This window comes from Providencia rustigianii DSM 4541 (assembly GCF_000156395.1).
Lineage (GTDB): Bacteria > Pseudomonadota > Gammaproteobacteria > Enterobacterales > Enterobacteriaceae > Providencia > Providencia rustigianii.
In genome coordinates this window covers 110,989-126,013 of the sequence record NZ_GG703819.1, presented here as the reverse complement: position 1 = coordinate 126,013, position 15,025 = coordinate 110,989, and the positions used below count along the sequence as shown (strand labels likewise).

At 46.1% G+C, this 15,025-nt stretch carries 20 protein-coding genes; all 20 read left to right on the top strand.

Going from position 1 to position 15,025, the window contains the following annotated elements; all coding sequences use genetic code 11:
* Positions 1-3: 3 nt before the first annotated feature.
* The 20 genes from PROVRUST_RS10415 (at position 4) to PROVRUST_RS10320 (ending at position 15,023) form a co-directional block, all read left to right on the top strand.
* Positions 4-717: a phage head morphogenesis protein gene (locus PROVRUST_RS10415; RefSeq protein WP_006814752.1), complete on the top strand. Its 714-nt coding sequence runs from the start codon at positions 4-6 to the stop codon at positions 715-717.
* Complete coding sequence (locus PROVRUST_RS10410; protein WP_006814751.1) at positions 714-1,988, top strand: DUF2213 domain-containing protein; 1,275 nt, start codon at positions 714-716, stop codon at positions 1,986-1,988. The genes PROVRUST_RS10415 and PROVRUST_RS10410 overlap by 4 nt, the downstream gene beginning before the upstream one ends.
* Entirely contained in the window at positions 1,988-2,485 is a 498-nt protein-coding gene (locus PROVRUST_RS10405; RefSeq protein WP_006814750.1) for a structural cement protein Gp24, read from the top strand. Before PROVRUST_RS10410 ends, PROVRUST_RS10405 begins: the two co-directional genes overlap by 1 nt.
* Positions 2,485-3,552 carry a major capsid family protein gene (locus tag PROVRUST_RS10400; RefSeq protein WP_006814749.1) on the top strand — a complete coding sequence of 356 codons (1,068 nt, stop codon included), beginning with the start codon at positions 2,485-2,487 and terminating at the stop codon, positions 3,550-3,552. The genes PROVRUST_RS10405 and PROVRUST_RS10400 overlap by 1 nt, the downstream gene beginning before the upstream one ends.
* Before the next feature lie 56 nt (positions 3,553-3,608).
* Positions 3,609-3,950 carry a hypothetical protein gene (locus PROVRUST_RS10395; protein WP_006814748.1) on the top strand — a complete coding sequence of 114 codons (342 nt, stop codon included), beginning with the start codon at positions 3,609-3,611 and terminating at the stop codon, positions 3,948-3,950.
* A gap of 2 nt (positions 3,951-3,952) precedes the next feature.
* Complete coding sequence (locus PROVRUST_RS10390; RefSeq protein ID WP_084789707.1) at positions 3,953-4,420, top strand: DUF4054 domain-containing protein; 468 nt, start codon at positions 3,953-3,955, stop codon at positions 4,418-4,420.
* On the top strand, positions 4,383-4,841 hold the full coding sequence (locus tag PROVRUST_RS10385; RefSeq protein ID WP_006814746.1) for a hypothetical protein: 459 nt from the start codon (positions 4,383-4,385) through the stop codon (positions 4,839-4,841). The genes PROVRUST_RS10390 and PROVRUST_RS10385 overlap by 38 nt, the downstream gene beginning before the upstream one ends.
* Positions 4,841-5,209 (top strand): phage collar protein, encoded by a 369-nt coding sequence (locus PROVRUST_RS10380; protein ID WP_006814745.1) that lies wholly within the window; start codon positions 4,841-4,843, stop codon positions 5,207-5,209. The genes PROVRUST_RS10385 and PROVRUST_RS10380 overlap by 1 nt, the downstream gene beginning before the upstream one ends.
* Positions 5,199-5,714, top strand: a complete 516-nt coding sequence (locus tag PROVRUST_RS10375) for a phage gateway protein (RefSeq protein WP_006814744.1) — start codon at positions 5,199-5,201, stop codon at positions 5,712-5,714. The genes PROVRUST_RS10380 and PROVRUST_RS10375 overlap by 11 nt, the downstream gene beginning before the upstream one ends.
* 9 nt (positions 5,715-5,723) lie before the next feature.
* Positions 5,724-7,211: a DUF3383 domain-containing protein gene (locus PROVRUST_RS10370; RefSeq protein WP_006814743.1), complete on the top strand. Its 1,488-nt coding sequence runs from the start codon at positions 5,724-5,726 to the stop codon at positions 7,209-7,211.
* A 10-nt stretch (positions 7,212-7,221) separates the two neighbouring features.
* Positions 7,222-7,674 (top strand): phage tail fiber protein, encoded by a 453-nt coding sequence (locus PROVRUST_RS10365; protein ID WP_006814742.1) that lies wholly within the window; start codon positions 7,222-7,224, stop codon positions 7,672-7,674.
* A gap of 50 nt (positions 7,675-7,724) precedes the next feature.
* Positions 7,725-8,183: a hypothetical protein gene (locus PROVRUST_RS10360; protein ID WP_006661498.1), complete on the top strand. Its 459-nt coding sequence runs from the start codon at positions 7,725-7,727 to the stop codon at positions 8,181-8,183.
* Between the two features lie 82 nt (positions 8,184-8,265).
* Positions 8,266-10,398: a coiled-coil domain-containing protein gene (locus tag PROVRUST_RS10355; protein ID WP_071599552.1), complete on the top strand. Its 2,133-nt coding sequence runs from the start codon at positions 8,266-8,268 to the stop codon at positions 10,396-10,398.
* Positions 10,395-10,925, top strand: a complete 531-nt coding sequence (locus PROVRUST_RS10350) for a phage baseplate protein (protein ID WP_006814740.1) — start codon at positions 10,395-10,397, stop codon at positions 10,923-10,925. The genes PROVRUST_RS10355 and PROVRUST_RS10350 overlap by 4 nt, the downstream gene beginning before the upstream one ends.
* The gene (locus PROVRUST_RS10345; RefSeq protein WP_039855060.1) at positions 10,925-11,218 is read left to right on the top strand and encodes a phage baseplate plug family protein; all 294 of its coding nucleotides are present in this window, start codon (positions 10,925-10,927) and stop codon (positions 11,216-11,218) included. The genes PROVRUST_RS10350 and PROVRUST_RS10345 overlap by 1 nt, the downstream gene beginning before the upstream one ends.
* On the top strand, positions 11,211-12,026 hold the full coding sequence (locus PROVRUST_RS10340; RefSeq protein ID WP_006814738.1) for a baseplate hub protein: 816 nt from the start codon (positions 11,211-11,213) through the stop codon (positions 12,024-12,026). The genes PROVRUST_RS10345 and PROVRUST_RS10340 overlap by 8 nt, the downstream gene beginning before the upstream one ends.
* Before the next feature lie 127 nt (positions 12,027-12,153).
* Positions 12,154-12,846, top strand: coding sequence for a Gp138 family membrane-puncturing spike protein (locus tag PROVRUST_RS10335; protein WP_006814737.1), 693 nt, complete (start codon positions 12,154-12,156; stop codon positions 12,844-12,846).
* The gene (locus PROVRUST_RS10330) at positions 12,843-13,187 is read left to right on the top strand and encodes a contractile injection system sheath initiator (RefSeq protein ID WP_006814736.1); all 345 of its coding nucleotides are present in this window, start codon (positions 12,843-12,845) and stop codon (positions 13,185-13,187) included. Before PROVRUST_RS10335 ends, PROVRUST_RS10330 begins: the two co-directional genes overlap by 4 nt.
* Positions 13,180-14,367 (top strand): baseplate J/gp47 family protein, encoded by a 1,188-nt coding sequence (locus tag PROVRUST_RS10325; RefSeq protein ID WP_006814735.1) that lies wholly within the window; start codon positions 13,180-13,182, stop codon positions 14,365-14,367. Before PROVRUST_RS10330 ends, PROVRUST_RS10325 begins: the two co-directional genes overlap by 8 nt.
* On the top strand, positions 14,364-15,023 hold the full coding sequence (locus PROVRUST_RS10320) for a DUF2612 domain-containing protein (RefSeq protein ID WP_006814734.1): 660 nt from the start codon (positions 14,364-14,366) through the stop codon (positions 15,021-15,023). The genes PROVRUST_RS10325 and PROVRUST_RS10320 overlap by 4 nt, the downstream gene beginning before the upstream one ends.
* Positions 15,024-15,025: the final 2 nt, after the last annotated feature.

Below are 15,025 nucleotides of genomic sequence, written 5' to 3'. Positions count from 1 at the left end.
TCAATGATTAAAGACTATGAAAAAGTATTTAGTGATCTGAGTGATGATTTTGACGGCGCCACGATGGACGCCAGTATCGCGAGTCAAACGCGAATTTGGCTCAACCGGTTAAAACGCAAGTGGGATAAAATCTTTACGACGCAGTCTAGCGCTATGGCAGATAAGTTTGTATCCCAAGTAGATATTGGCGCTCAGCGTAATTTAGACGACTCCCTCAAGCAGCTTTCAGGCGGCATCACAATTAAAACACCTGCGATGCCTGAAGCGTTAAAAGACAAAATAATTGCTGCAACAGCTGAAAATGTCTCTCTGATTAAATCCATTCCTACTCAATTTCATCAGCGTATCGAAAGTGCGGCGTTGCGCTCTATCTCACAAGGCGGTGAGGGTGCGAAAACCTTATTGGATGTAATCAGGCACACTGGCAACGTCACGGAAAGACGAGCGAATATTATCGCTGTTGACCAAACGCGAAAAATCACGACTACGGCAAACTGTGAGCGCATGAAATCAGTGGGTATTCGTAAAGCCATCTGGAACCACTCGGGAGGAAGCGCAGAGCCAAGAGCGTTACATCTGCATCTAAATGGAGAAGAGTTCGATCTAGATAACCCACCGGTGATTGATGAAAAAACCGGTGAGCGAGGATTGCCCGGGCAATTGCGCGAATGTAAATGTTTTATGACGCCAGTTATCGATTTTGGTGAGGAGACATGACAAAACGAACCTATGACAACAACGGCTGGCTCGAAGTAAAAGATAACCCCATCTCTAAAGTTGGGGTTTTTGATTATTTGGGGGCTGAAATCGGGGCGCCGATACCCGACAAAATCTATCGCGTATTACGCCCACCGGAAGAATTAGCCAGCGAAGAGACCATCAACTCTTTCAAGTTAACCCCGTTCATTATTGAACATGAAATGCTGGGTAAATATGCCACCCCAGCGGAGAAGAAAGGCATTCAGGGTGTTATTGGTGAGAACGTGTATTTTGACCCTCCGTATCTTAGAGCCAATATCAAAATCTTTTCTAATGTCGCACTTAGCAATATCGACAGCGGCAAAATCGACCTTTCACCCGGCTACCGCAGTAAGTATGAATTTACCTCCGGTATTTATGAAGGGCAGCACTATGACGTAATTCAGCGTCACCTACGTGGAAATCACCTCGCATTAGTGGATGAAGGACGAACCGGTCCTGATGTTGCTGTGCAAGATCACCTCGTTATCACTATCGACACAAAGGAATTTATTCGTATGAATCCAGAAGATGACAAAGAAAAGCAGACGAAAGATGAGGGGACGTTTACCCCAGAACAACTCGCTGCACTGAAAACTATTATCGCTGAGGCAATCGCAGCAGGTAAGCCAACCTCAGATGAAGATCCTGAAAAGAAAGACACTTCAGACGAAGACCCCGATCCCGAAAAGAAAACGGAAGATACCGAAGCTGAAGTCGAAAAAGCGGTTGAAGATGCTGAAGTCGAAGCGGAAAAAGCGGAATCGGGAGACCCCGAAGCCGTCGAAGCCGCCGAGGTTGCGATTGAAGCGGCTGAAGAAGCGCTGGAAGAAGCTAAAGAAGAACTTGACCAAGCGACAACGGATAGCCTGAATCGCCGTATCAAGCGTCTTAAGCGTGGCATTACTACAATGGATGAAATGGCATCCCTTAAGCGAAAAATGAACCGCTTAGAAAAATCCAAACCGACCATGGACACTGGTGCATTGTTAAAGCAAATCGGTGAGCGTGATTCATTAGCACATAAGCTAACTCCGTTCATTGGCGTGTTCGACCATGCCACCATGACGAAGCAGCAAGTGGCGGAGTATGGCGTTGATAAGCTCGGTATTCAATGCGGTAAGGGTAACGAAGCGATTGCACTTGATGCGTGGATGCAAGGGCGCGTACCGGACTCTCAGAAAGCTACATCAACGATGGACTCTGCGGTTAGCAACAAATCAATTATGGACAAATGGGGAGCTAAATAATGGCAATTCCTAAATCAGTGGCGCATGGATTAACGTCTGGCGTAGTGGGTGAAATCAGTCATGCTGGTCCGATTCGTGCCGTTGCTGCCATTCTCAGTTCTGAGGATGAAAAGCAAAATATCTTCGGTCGTGCGTACACCTACAAAGATGATTCGGTTGAATCTGTCCAAGTGGGTGGTAAGGGTGCGTTTGCGGGGATCATGATTAACCCCAAAGCGTATCGTGTTGAAGTGGGTTACGCACGTAACGGTACGCAAGGTGAATTTTTGGCAATGGGCGAAGTCTATGTCGAACTCGAAGAGGGGGTAGGTAAGATCAATGCGCCAGTTATCTTTGATGAAACGGACGGCTCACTTTCCTCCAAGCTTGTTCCTGCTGCTGGTGACCGCGTGATTGGTTTTGTTAGTCGTCACGTTGAGTCCAGCGAATCAGCCCATTTGAGCGTTATTCGCTTAACGGAAATCCCATACCCAGTGGCAGTAAAGGAAGGTGAATAATGCCAGTCAGTCAACAAAAGTTTTATATGTCCGGTCGTGATATTCGCAAGCATGGTCAACTGAATATCCAACCTGACCAGAAGTGGACGTATCGCGAACTCGAACAAATCGGCTTTGGTGGTTTATCTGCAATGGACTCCGCAATTAGCGGCGCAGCAGTGCAAGGCGGGCTAATTCAGCGCGAGATGTTACAGCACGTTCTTCCTGGTCTGATTCGTACTGCAACTCGTGTTCGCGTACTGGATGAAATCACCGGTGTATTGAATGCCGGTGAATGGCACGATGAAGAAATTATCCTTAACGTGGCAACACCAACCGGTAAAGCCGAGCTCTACGGCGATCATACCAATGTGCCGTTAGCATCTTACATTCAAGACCAGGAGCGTCGCGGTATCGTGCGTTTTGAACAAGGCTTCCAAGTCGGTAAGTTAGAAGAAGCGCGCCAGTCTGCAGCAGGGTTTGAATCAGCAGCAGAGAAACGTAATGCGGCGGCTGAGTCATTAGAGCAAGGGCGTGAGCGCATTGGTTATTACGGTTTTAATGCCCCTGAAACCCGTGTTTTCGGTCTGTTAAATGAGCCTAATTTACCGGCTTATGAAACTGCATCGAAAAAGTGGAAAGGCGGTACGTTTGCGGATATCACGAAAGATATTACGGATATGTTCTCACGCATTGAGATCACCTCGGGCGGTATTATTAAAGATGACATCAATATCACCTTGACGTTGCCGTTAGGCTACCGTTCCGCGCTAAACGTTGCTAACCCTGTAGCACGTGGTGAGACCGTGTATCAGTGGGTGAAAGAGAACTATCCAAACATGCGCTTTGTGTTTTCGCCTGAGTTTGTCGGCGCGAATGGTGGGGCTGATGTGGCGTATATGTTCGCTGACACTGTAGATGATGGCTCAACCGCAACCAGCGCGACAATCTTGCAAGTCGTGCCGGTTAAGTACCAATTACTGGGTTCACAAGCTCAGATTAAAGGTTATTTAGAGGATGCGACTAACGCAACAGCCGGTGTCTTTGTCACGCGTCCTTGGGCGATCACCCGTCTAACGGGCATCTAACTTAACCACTTCCTTTTTTACGCCCTCATTTGAGGGCTTTTTTATTGGAGAAAGCCATGTCTCTCTACGTTTATTGCACATTATCAAACGACCAAAATTACTCCGTTAAAGACGGCAAGGTGTTTATTGCAGGTCAAGCCAACATCATGACTAAGCACATGTATACCCCGCGCGGGCGTGTGACAGAAATCAGTGATGAACAATACTCACAACTCAAAGATAACCATGTATTTCAGTTGCATAAAGAAAACGGGTTTATCAGTGTGGAAAATCGCAAAGAAGATCCAGATAAAGTGGCCACAAATATGGAAGCCAGTGACAACTCAGCACCTGAAACACCTGAATCACTGGAAGCGGCTAAGCAGGAAGTCCCGAAAACCAACAAAAAGGGTAAATAATGATGGAGGCGAGCACATTTCCCCTTCAATCATTTCGTGTGCTCCGTCCACAGTTCAGTGCGGTGCCTGATGATGATATTTATATTATTGCCCAATCCGCGTTGAATTATTTTTCCCCTTGTCGTGGTGTTTGTACCAATGAATTGTGGATGCTGGTTGTCGCCCACATGTTGGACTTAAATCAGCAAATTGCAGAGGGCGCCGCGCCCACGGGTGTTGTTACCAGCGTCACCATGGACAAAATCAGCGTGTCATTCTCTGCACCGCCTGCGGGTTCTGATTGGTCACACTGGTTCAAAATGACCACATATGGCCAACAGTTCTTAGCACTCATTAAGCGCTGTAGCGTACCGCAATATATTGGTGGTGCAGGTGAACGCTCGGCATTTCGCGGTGTGGGTGGGCGATTTACGCGCGGGGGCGATTACGTTAATGACGAAATTAGCCCAGTTAAAAGCGGTTTACGATGAGTTAGCCAAGATACAGCTTAAAGTCGGCTTCTTTGATCATTCCAAATACCCTGACGGTACGCCCATTGCGTATGTTGCTGCTATTCAGGAATTAGGTTATCCCGAAGGCGGTATTCCTCCTCGCTCGTTTTTTCGCCCTACGATGAGTGATAAAAAATCAGAGTATGGTTCGTTAATCTTTCGTGCCGCTAAAGCAGCTGCAAAGGGAAATATCACAGTCACTGATGGGCTCACTCAAGTGGGTGCAAAAGCGGCTAGTGATGTGAAACTGGCGATTAAAGCTGTTACCACCCCTGCGTTAGATGATGCAACCGTAAAGGCTAGGGCGCGGCGGCATAGCAAAGGCAAGTCGACAAATAAGCCATTGGTCGATACAGGTCAGATGTTAAATGCGGTTACTTTTGCCGTGGAGGATAGATAATGTTTGGTAATTTACATCGTATAGCGTCGCGTTATATCCCACAGCAAAAAGCTATGTGGTTTCGTTTCAAAAGCCGTGAACCTGATGAATTAGGGCATGACCAAAACCAATACTATGAACCGGTTGAAATTCGCGGGAGCTGGCAAGCGGTAGATACACAAGACGCCCAAAGTATGGGGTTTGATTCAAGCTCGGTTTATCGTCGTTTCTATACCTCTCACGATATCAAAAGCATTCAGCGCGGCACGTCTCCCGATTTCCTTGTTTTCAATGGCAAGAAATACGATGTGATGGGCGATGCGGATTGGTATGAGCAGGACGGCTGGAAATCAGTGATTTGTATCGAGGTAGGTGCTTATGACGGATAACAATGTTGATATTGCTCTTCGTAAGCAGCTTCTTTTTCAACTCAAAGAGGCAGGAATTGATATCCCCATCAAAGCAGGGTTCCAATCAACTAAGCAAGGTCGCGAAGAAAATATGGTGATGTTTTTCCCCATTGATGAGCATGGTCACGGGTGGCAGGGGAGAAAATACAACGTTCAAGGTGAAAAGGCGAATCACCAAGAAAGCCAGTTATCTGAGAAAACATACCAGTTTCAAGCTCTAATCACTGATTCTGAGCATTATACAGCGGGAGACATTACCGCTATTGTCAGAATGATTACCAACTCTTTGCCCTTTGTTGAAGCATTAAGAAAGCAAGGTGTTGGTATTCAACGCGCAAGCACCATTCGTAGGCCTTATTTTCTTAATGATCATGGTAACTACGAACAAAATCCCTCGTTCGACCTCACGGTTTCATTCACCCGGACATTACTTCCCGATACAGCGGCTGTTAGTGCGCTCTATCCTGACATTCACCGCATATAAGGTTTTACTATGCCAATTAAACAAAATCGATACGTTGATATCGCATCGGCGGTTATTGGCGCGTCTGCTGTTCCGATGCGTAAACTAATCGGTCGCTTATTTTCAACCAACCCTAAAATTCCCGCTGGTAAAGTTTTAGAGTTCGCCAGTGGTCAAGTTGATGAACTGTTAGGCGCGGATTCACCCGAAGCGCACTTTGCGCGTCAGTATTTCAGCTATGTCAGTCCAGCACCGGTTAGCAAGCCTAAAGCGCTGCAAATCGCGTCTTATGAGCCAGTAGGACGAGCGCCTACGTTGTTCGGTACTAAGGCAGCGGCATTAGCGGATTTAAAAATGATTGCGGATGGTACCTTGTCTGTCACTATCGGTGCTATCACCAAAGATTACAAAGAATTGGATTTGTCAGAGGTGAAATCGTATGCCGATATTGCATCGATGATCCAAGCGAAACTGAATGCAGAGCCTGAGCCTCAGTTCTCAAACAGCTATTTGACGTTTAATTCCCTGAATAGTTGCTTTGAGTTAAGTGGTGGCGTTCAGAAACGCGCCTCTATCGGTGTCGCTTACTCTGTTCTGTCGAATGCGATGGGATTATCATCCGGTACCACATCCGAAGGCAACCCGGCACAGACGCCACTCGAAGCTTTCATTGTGGCTGAACAAGTCTCTGACTCCTTTGGTAGCGCGACATTCTTAGATGAAATGTCATTAGAGCAGGCGGTACCGCTGGCGCAATATGTTGCCGGTGAGAATGTGAAGTATCAACTTCATTTAAGTGTGAGTAAAGGCAAGGTTGAAGATTTTAGCGCCGCGTTAATCAATACCGCATCTGTGGGGCTTAATCTTAAAACAGAAAACCTCTATTACGTCCAAGCGTTGCCAATGGCGATCATGGCCGCAACAGATTACGACCGCACTAATGCAACGACGAACTATATGTTCCGTCAATTTAGCGTGACGTTCCCGGCACAGGTTACTACTGACCAGGATGCCAACCTCTACGATAAATATCGAGTGAACTACTACGGTGAAACAGCGGTTGCCGGTTCGCAGATTCGCTTTTATCAGCGCGGGTTCTTGTGTGGTGGTCCATCGAATCCATTGGACATGAGCGTCCATGCTAACGAGCAGTGGTTAAAAGCCTATATCGCACAACAGTGGTTCAGTGTATTGCTTTCCACGCGTGGTGTTCCAGCGAATAAAGACGGGGAAGCCCGTGCGCTCATGGTGATTGCTGGCGCAGTGACCAAAGCATTGGGTAACGGCACGATTTTAGCCGGTAAGACAATTACTGAAGTTCAAAAACTGGCGATTGCCGATGCTTCCGGTGATGACCTCGCTTGGCATGACGTGCAGGACAAGGGCTATTGGTACAATGCCCAAATCGTTGAAAGCACTGGCGAGAGTGGATTGCCTGAGTATGTCATGAAGTACGTATTAATTTACGGAAAAGGCGACTGGGTGCGTAAGGTCGAAGGCTCACATAATTTAGTGTAAGGAATAGATAATGAGCGACATTTCAGCAACAGGCTTGAGTTTAACGATTCAAGCCTCTAAAACTTTTCCAGCCGGTATCTTAATCACCACATTTGCTGATGATGCCGATCCACTGGATTTACCTGCAGTAGATATTGCGCAGACTGGCATGGACATTAACGGTAATTTGGTGAGCTGGTCAACACCGACGCCGCAGACGGTGACAATTAACGTTTTAGCCGGTAGCGAAGAAGACCAAAACCTGTCGATTTTGCTCGAGGCAAATACAGCGAAAAAAGGGCGTCGTCATGCCGGTGATATGATCACCATGGTAGCATCGTACGGAGATGGTTCTACAGTCACAGCGCGTAACGGAAAAATGACCAATGGTAGTCGCGGTAATTCAGCGGCATCCGCAGGTAAGTTGAAAGCGAAGCAATACACCTTTGTTTTCCAAGACTTCGACAGCACGCGAGTCCGTTAATTCACTTCCAACTATGGCGGGGCTACCCGCCTTTTTTATAGGTTCACATCATGTTAATTAAACCCAAAGAAGTCGCTATCAAAGACGTTGATGGTGACGAAAAGCTATTTGTGATCAGCCGACTGCCAGCAACGGTTGGGCGTGAAATTTTGGCTAAATATCCACTGTCTAACGCACCGAAAATAGGTGATTACGATGTCAGTAAAGAAGCCATGCTGAAAATGATGGCGTATGTCTGTGTTGTGGTTGATGGGGATGAAATTCCACTCAAAACGCAAACCTTGATTGATAACCACGTGCCGGATGGTGAATCGTTGATCCGCTTAGAACTGGAAATGCTGAAATATAACACCAGTTTTTTCGGGGGCGACGGGAACTCAGGCTTCCTCCATTACCTGCTCAGCAAGGTAAGCGGTTCACTCCCGTCGATTATAAAAACGCTGATGGGTTCTTTGCAGTCATCCTCAGCGAAGACCTCGCCACCCTCTCAGAGCTCAAAACCTCAATAGATTTAGAAGAAGCGATGGACTTGTGGGAAATCGCTATCATTAATCGCTACAACGAAGCCTTAGCCGCTTCAAAGGATAGATAATGTCGTTAATGGATACGTTTGTTCAGGTCTTTGAATTTGACACCCGGCAAGCCGATAAAGCCTTTGACAAAGTCCAGCGTTCTACGGACGACATTATCGAGGGCATGAAGAAAACCCAAGAAGCGGCAGAGCAGAGCTCACTCACGTTCGGCAGTGTGATGAACGAGTTATGGCAATCGCTCCAAGGGCTATCGGGTGAACACTCCATTGATTTTTCGACTAATGCCGAAGAGGTCAACGCACAGACTGACGCGGTTAAGTCACAATTGGATTCTGTGAGTACTGCTTTAGTGGCTTTGGATGAGCAGCGTGAGGCTACAGATGCCGGTTGGAGTGAAACTCAGTCGACATTGGGTGAGCTGGATGAGCATTACCAATTATTACACGGTGATATTGCTCAATTATCTACGGGCATGACTGAACTTGAACACACAGAAAGTCAAAGTGTAGCCACTAAACGTTTAGCTAACGCGATAATTCAAGCCTTACAAGGCAATTATCAAGAGCTGATCCGTATTGTTGACGAAATGCGAGTCAAGGGAATTGAGGCGGCAAATAGCGAAGTTAAAGCACAAGGTGAAGTTCAAAAAAACTTAGATAACACCAACGCTAAATACCAAAAAACAGGCAACACGATCGTCTCTTTTGCGAAAAAGGCATTAGGTGCTGTGGGCTTGTTGATGGGTGCGACTGCGATGGTGAGCGAATCTGTCACGCGCTCCGCTGAGATTGAATCACTTGATAAGCTAGGTAAAAAAATTAATGTAGCCACAGCCGATGTGGACGCATTTGCAGGCTCAATGGCAGAGCTTGGTGGGACGCGAGATGCGGCTCAAGCCGATTTATCCGCTATGGCAAAATCCTTTGGGTTTGCGAAAAACTCGATGGAAAAAGTCCTGAAAACGGCTGATAAAGTGCAGGGAATGAAGTTCGATAAAGCCAAGGCGACTTTATCTGCGCTGGGTGTGACCGATGATAAAACTGTCGAACTCATGATGAAGGGGCGTAAAGAGCTTGAACGGATGATGGGTATTCAAAAAGAATACTCGGGCATCAATAAAGAAAGTATTGAGCAATCTATCAAGTTCAATAACGCCATGCAGGGTTTTAAGCAGTCTTCCGGCTTGCTGAAAAACAGCTTTCTTGAAATGGTGATCCCTGTTTTAACCAAAGGATTGGAATGGATTAATAAGTTTGTTGGTTTCTGCAAAGATAACAAACAATTAATGGTTGGTTTCTTCATTGCGATAGGCTCTGCAGTCGCGATTTTCTATGTTCCTTCAATGATAGCAGCGGCAACTGCTACGCTTGCGGCAACGTGGCCCATATTGGCAATTGTTGCTGTTATTGCCTTACTTGCTGCCGCATTTGCGTTTGTCTATGACGACATTATGAATTTCATCGACGGCAACGATTCGATGATTGGTCGTATTCTTGACGAATACCCTGAGTTAAAAGAAGTCATCCTACGACTCTGGCAAACGTTTAAAATTCTGTTTGAGTATCTGATGGTTGCGGTGAAGTTTGTCGCCGATATTGTCGTCAACGCCTATAACTCGATGAACAATGCGTTAAATCAGTTTATTGACTGGTTAGTGGTAAGTATCAACTCAATTGTCAGTTGGGGGAATGATTTCAAGGGTGTCTTTAACACCGTATCGGATGCTGTCGTCGGCATTTTTAAATGGCTGTGGGCGCAAATACAGCAATATCTCGGCTGGATCAATGATGGACTGGACGCGATTAAAAACGGCTGGAGTACGGTTAAAGGCTGGTTTGGCTTTGAAGATGCGGAAGTGACTCAGACGGTTGAGCGTAAAGTCTCTGCAGATGGAACAATTGAGCACACTATACCTGAAACGCCAAAGTTATCTGAAGATGATACCGCCTTGCTTGTGAAAGGGCTTAACCAACAAATAACGGGCATGTCGACTAACCCGATGAATCCTGTCACTAGCCAAGCAATCAGTAATCAGTCCAGCACGACTAACGAAACCAATCTTTCAATTGGTGAAATAAAGGTTGAAACACAAGCGACGGATGCGCAGGGCATAGCTAACGGTATAAAAGATGCACTTCAATCACAGTTGCAAGATTTAGGGCACCAGACTAGCTCGGGGGTAAGCAAATGATCACCGAAGTTAAAATATTCAATGTGGATAATTTTACGACGTTATTTGAAACCGCAAGCCCGATTCAAATCAATGTCCGTGACGAGCATAAAGCGACGCAGTTTGCTGTTGAATCAGGCGAGACGCGTAGCGATCATGTCGTTGTTCAACCGGTTGAAATTGGTATGGACTTAATTCTCTCTGGCGAGATGAAAAATGCGTTTGAGCTTATGCAGCAAGCGTATGACAAACACCAATTAGTCGGCATTCAAACGCGCGTTAAAATCTATCAACCTATGTTGTTAGTGAATTTCTATCATGATGAAATTCCTGAAATGTCAGACGCGATTAAGTTGTCATTACGTTTCACTGAGTGGCGAACGGTCGATCCGGAATATGGTGACTTACCGCCACGCAAGGTTGTCAAAAAAGAGCAATCAAGCACTGTGAATCGCGGTAAAGTTCAAACTTCGACGGTACCGGAGAAGAAGAAAAAATCTGCAGCCGCTAAGGTTGCTGATGGCGAATTTACACTAGGGGGATGGTAATGCAAGAGATTCCATTAAATGCAGTCCCCAACCAACGATTGCGGGTGAGCCTTGTCGATGATGAGTGGGAACTCACGATAAAAGTGGCGCGTAATGTCATGTTCTGTGATATCAAGCGCAATAACGACATGTTAATACAGGGCGTTCGTGTGATGCCGAACCAACCATTGATCCCCTATCGCTATTTATCCGGTACCGGTAATTTTGCATTCATCACAGACAACGATGAGTTACCGTGGTGGGAGCAGTTCGGAAAGGCTCACTATCTTGTGTGGTGGGGTGACGATGATTGATTTACGCCGCATTAGAGTCGGCATTGAGGTAAATGGGCGACTGCAGTGGTATGAGGGCTTGCGTATAAAAGCCAATGGCACCAAGTACGCCAACCCATTACAGAATGAGTGTACGGTCAACATTGACGGTTTAAATGCGGATACGCGCAATATGCTGTTAACGGAAACCAGTCCATATGCAAAAAGTAAAACGCCACACCGGTTAATTGTTGAAGCCGGTCGCGCCAGTACGGGGGTATTTCGGATTTATGTGGGTGATATTGTTAGTGCTGAAATAGCATCCCCACCGGATGTCACACTGACGTTGAAAGCTAAAACCAACAACGCCACTGCGCGGGAAATGGTATCAACGTCCGGTTCGGCAATGAACAAGCTGAGTGATATCGCGAAGAATATCGCCCAAGATTGTCATGTAAAACTCGACTTTCAAGCCACTGATAAGAACATTGCGAACTGGTATTTTTGCGGGTCGGCACTCAAGCAAGTCGAAAAACTTCAAGAGGCTGGCAAGGTAAAAGCGTTTATTGACGATGATGTGTTGTATGTCAAAGACCAGGATAAAGCATTGTCGGGTCGACTGCGTATTTTAAACCAAAAATCCGGCATGGTAGGCATCCCCAAAGCCACTGAAAAAGGCGTTGATGTCACTTATCTCATTGATGCGGAGTCGTCGCTCGGCGGCATGCTGCGCCTTGAGAGTAAGTTTAATCCCGCACTTAACGGCGATTACATTATTGAGCAGTTGAAGTTCGATATTGCTTCTCACGACGATCCTTTTTTCTATCAAGCGACCTGTAAGCGTGCTTAAGTCAATTTAGTCCAGCTTAAGTAATTAAAAACTACTTTGATATCAAATTATTAGTTTTCATTGTGACTAATTGGATTTTTACTCCCGGTTTTTAGTCCGTCGATTCTCTCTAATTTAAAGGTAAGAAATGAACCAGCCCAATAGTGATATTGCTAGCGAAGGCAGCTTGGCAGGGCAGCTCTCGGCTGCATTTCGCAATTTCCTGATGAATATTGATGACATGCTTCCGGCAACGGTAGTGAGTTATGACGACGATACCAATCGCGCCGTTATTAAACCGCTAGTCATGATGGTTTCTACTGAAGGACAAAAAATGGGGCGAGCTGCAGTACCGAATATCCCTGTTTTTCGTTTTGGCGGTGGTGGCTTTTTTATCCGCATGCCAATTAAGCCGGGGGATTTTGGCTGGCTCAAAGCCAATGACCGAGACGTCAGTTTGATTTTTCAGCGTGGCGGCTTAGAAGATGAACCCAATACCGCGCGTTTGCATACTTTTAGTGATGCCATGTTTTATCCCGATACGCTCAAAGGCTGGCTGATTGATGGAAAAAATGCCGATGCTTTAGTGATCCAATCTATGGATGGCTCTGTGTGCTTATCATTGCATGAAGATAAGGCGGTTTTAGATGCACCAAAATTTATCTCTAATGCCCCAGAAAATGAGTTTAACGGCAATGTGATTATCAATGGTAATCATGAGGTTAATGGTAACAGTGACTCAAATGGCGGCACGATGAAGCACAACGGCAAAGATATCGGGTCTACACATAAACATGACAAAGTCCAAAGAGGTGACAGTAATACAGGAGAACCCGTATGAGGACATTTAACGTCAACAGTAATAACGACATCCACATTGGCAATGATGGAAATTTGTCGATTGTGAGTGGTGAACGGGCATCCGAAAAACGTTGCGAACATTACGCGAAGGCACTGCGCGGAGAGATGTTGCATAAGTTGGACTTGGGTATTCCGTATTGGAAAACCACATTTGGACGACAGGCTGATATCCCGCTGTTTGAATCTGCGTTCCGCGACCGTATGCGTGAGCTGGATGATGTGATATCGGTCGTGTCATTCTCGGCATTAATCACAGATAACACGCTGAAATACACTGCAGTGATACAAACGATTTATGGGGAGATAACGCTCAATGGCTGATTATCAATTTATTACATCGCAAGGGGTGATTATTCCCGATACCAGCAAGTTACGTGAAGACGTTGAAAACGAGTATAGAGGCGTGTTTGGTCAGGACTTAGATGTTAACCCCGAAACGCCGCAGGGTGCTCTGATCACCATGGAAGTGGAGAACCGAGATGCTGTCGCTCGTAACAATGCCGAATTAGCCAATCAAATTAACCCCGATTTGGCCGGCGGCATTTTTCTTGATGCAATCTGGGCATTGATGGGTGGTCAGCGCTTTGATGCGACACACTCATTTCTGACGCAGGTTAAGTTTAGCGGCGTTGCCGGTACCATTATCCCCAAAGGTTCACAGGCAACGACACGGGGAGGCGATATCTTTGAAACAACAAAGGTATTAATTCTTGGTAAAGATGGTACGGCTACGGGGGATATGCGTTCCATTGAGACTGGTGCTATCGAGTGTGGCGTTGGTCAGTTGGATAAAGTAGCCAGTTCAGTGCTTGGCTGGGAAACTGTCAGTAACCCGACATCTGCGACGTTAGGGCGGATTGAAGAGTCCGATTTGCACGCGAGACGCAGGCGTAAGCAAACACTCGCGCGAAATACGGTGAGTGTTGGGGAGGCGATCACATCAGCACTCTATGAGCTGGAAGGGGTACGCTCTTTAGCTTATAGAGAGAACTATGGCGACACACCGATTATTTTTGATGGGATCACTTTGGTACCACATAGCGTTTACGTTTGTGTTGAAGGGGGAGATAAGAATCAAATTGCCCAATCCTTACTGAGAACAAAAACACTCGGCGCGGCCTTTAACGGCAGTGAAGAAGTTGAGGTACTTGAGAAAATCAGCGGTCAAACGTACCCCGTGAAATTCGATAGAGCAAAAGAAATTGTGTTGTTTTGCCGGGTAACGGTAAAAAAAGCCACGGTGGATGCGCAAACTATTATACCCAAGGCGGTCGAGTCTTGGGCGAATGGTGATGTAGAGGGCGACGGTGGTTTAGTGGTTGGTCGTGATGTTTCTCCATTTGAAATTTCAGCCGGTATTAATACCGTAGAGCCAAGACTGTTTATTACTCGCGTAGAGCTTTCAACAGATGGTAAAGCGTGGTCCTCTGATAACTTCACGATAAAGCTGAATGAAGTGGCTCGTATAAAAGGCAGTGCTGTACAAGTGGTGATTGTATGAAATCAGTACAATCATTTGATTTTCATTCGGATTTATTAAAAGCCATTCTTTGGCAATATGAAGAGGCTGAAAACCTCAAGGCACTAGCAAAATACAAGTCAGATTACTTTGAGCGTTCCACCATAGAATTTTGGCGTAACTGGTACCGCGATGTTTTTAATATCGACACGGCAAATGAATTTGGGCTCAATATCTGGTCACGCATCCTCGATGTACCGTTAGGGATTGACGTTCCTCCCAGCGATAAAACGAAAGTGGGGCTTGGTTTTGGTAAAAAGAAAGCCAATTTTAAAGCTAACTTTCGGCGTAATTCAGATTACACATTGTCACTGACGGTAGAGCAAAAGCGGCTGATCATCCGTATGCGTTATTTCAATCTCACTCAAAGCCCCACAGTGACCAATATTAATGAGTTTCTGCGTCGATTTTTCTGGCAAGAAGACAGCAAAGTCTTTGTGTTAGATCCGCTAGACATGACTTACATGTACTACGTCTTCAACTACAACCCTGACGAACGCCTAAGGCTTTTGCTAGAAAACTTCGATCTCATGCCTCGCCCATCTGGCGTTGGCGTCAAATATCGTATTGTGACGAAGAAATCCTTCGGTCACGGAAAATTCCGCAAAAACTTCCTGAGCAGTAATTTCGGAGCATAAAC

Bases quoted from the DNA above. Each gene is read 5' to 3' on its own strand.
- PROVRUST_RS10415 (WP_006814752.1), top strand. From the start codon at position 4: ATGATTAAAGACTATGAAAAAGTATTTAGTGATCTGAGTGATGATTTT.
- PROVRUST_RS10410 (WP_006814751.1), top strand. From the start codon at position 714: ATGACAAAACGAACCTATGACAACAACGGCTGGCTCGAAGTAAAAGAT.
- PROVRUST_RS10405 (WP_006814750.1), top strand. From the start codon at position 1,988: ATGGCAATTCCTAAATCAGTGGCGCATGGATTAACGTCTGGCGTAGTG.
- PROVRUST_RS10400 (WP_006814749.1), top strand. From the start codon at position 2,485: ATGCCAGTCAGTCAACAAAAGTTTTATATGTCCGGTCGTGATATTCGC.
- PROVRUST_RS10395 (WP_006814748.1), top strand. From the start codon at position 3,609: ATGTCTCTCTACGTTTATTGCACATTATCAAACGACCAAAATTACTCC.
- PROVRUST_RS10390 (WP_084789707.1), top strand. From the start codon at position 3,953: ATGGAGGCGAGCACATTTCCCCTTCAATCATTTCGTGTGCTCCGTCCA.
- PROVRUST_RS10385 (WP_006814746.1), top strand. From the start codon at position 4,383: ATGACGAAATTAGCCCAGTTAAAAGCGGTTTACGATGAGTTAGCCAAG.
- PROVRUST_RS10380 (WP_006814745.1), top strand. From the start codon at position 4,841: ATGTTTGGTAATTTACATCGTATAGCGTCGCGTTATATCCCACAGCAA.
- PROVRUST_RS10375 (WP_006814744.1), top strand. From the start codon at position 5,199: ATGACGGATAACAATGTTGATATTGCTCTTCGTAAGCAGCTTCTTTTT.
- PROVRUST_RS10370 (WP_006814743.1), top strand. From the start codon at position 5,724: ATGCCAATTAAACAAAATCGATACGTTGATATCGCATCGGCGGTTATT.
- PROVRUST_RS10365 (WP_006814742.1), top strand. From the start codon at position 7,222: ATGAGCGACATTTCAGCAACAGGCTTGAGTTTAACGATTCAAGCCTCT.
- PROVRUST_RS10360 (WP_006661498.1), top strand. From the start codon at position 7,725: ATGTTAATTAAACCCAAAGAAGTCGCTATCAAAGACGTTGATGGTGAC.
- PROVRUST_RS10355 (WP_071599552.1), top strand. From the start codon at position 8,266: ATGTCGTTAATGGATACGTTTGTTCAGGTCTTTGAATTTGACACCCGG.
- PROVRUST_RS10350 (WP_006814740.1), top strand. From the start codon at position 10,395: ATGATCACCGAAGTTAAAATATTCAATGTGGATAATTTTACGACGTTA.
- PROVRUST_RS10345 (WP_039855060.1), top strand. From the start codon at position 10,925: ATGCAAGAGATTCCATTAAATGCAGTCCCCAACCAACGATTGCGGGTG.
- PROVRUST_RS10340 (WP_006814738.1), top strand. From the start codon at position 11,211: ATGATTGATTTACGCCGCATTAGAGTCGGCATTGAGGTAAATGGGCGA.
- PROVRUST_RS10335 (WP_006814737.1), top strand. From the start codon at position 12,154: ATGAACCAGCCCAATAGTGATATTGCTAGCGAAGGCAGCTTGGCAGGG.
- PROVRUST_RS10330 (WP_006814736.1), top strand. From the start codon at position 12,843: ATGAGGACATTTAACGTCAACAGTAATAACGACATCCACATTGGCAAT.
- PROVRUST_RS10325 (WP_006814735.1), top strand. From the start codon at position 13,180: ATGGCTGATTATCAATTTATTACATCGCAAGGGGTGATTATTCCCGAT.
- PROVRUST_RS10320 (WP_006814734.1), top strand. From the start codon at position 14,364: ATGAAATCAGTACAATCATTTGATTTTCATTCGGATTTATTAAAAGCC.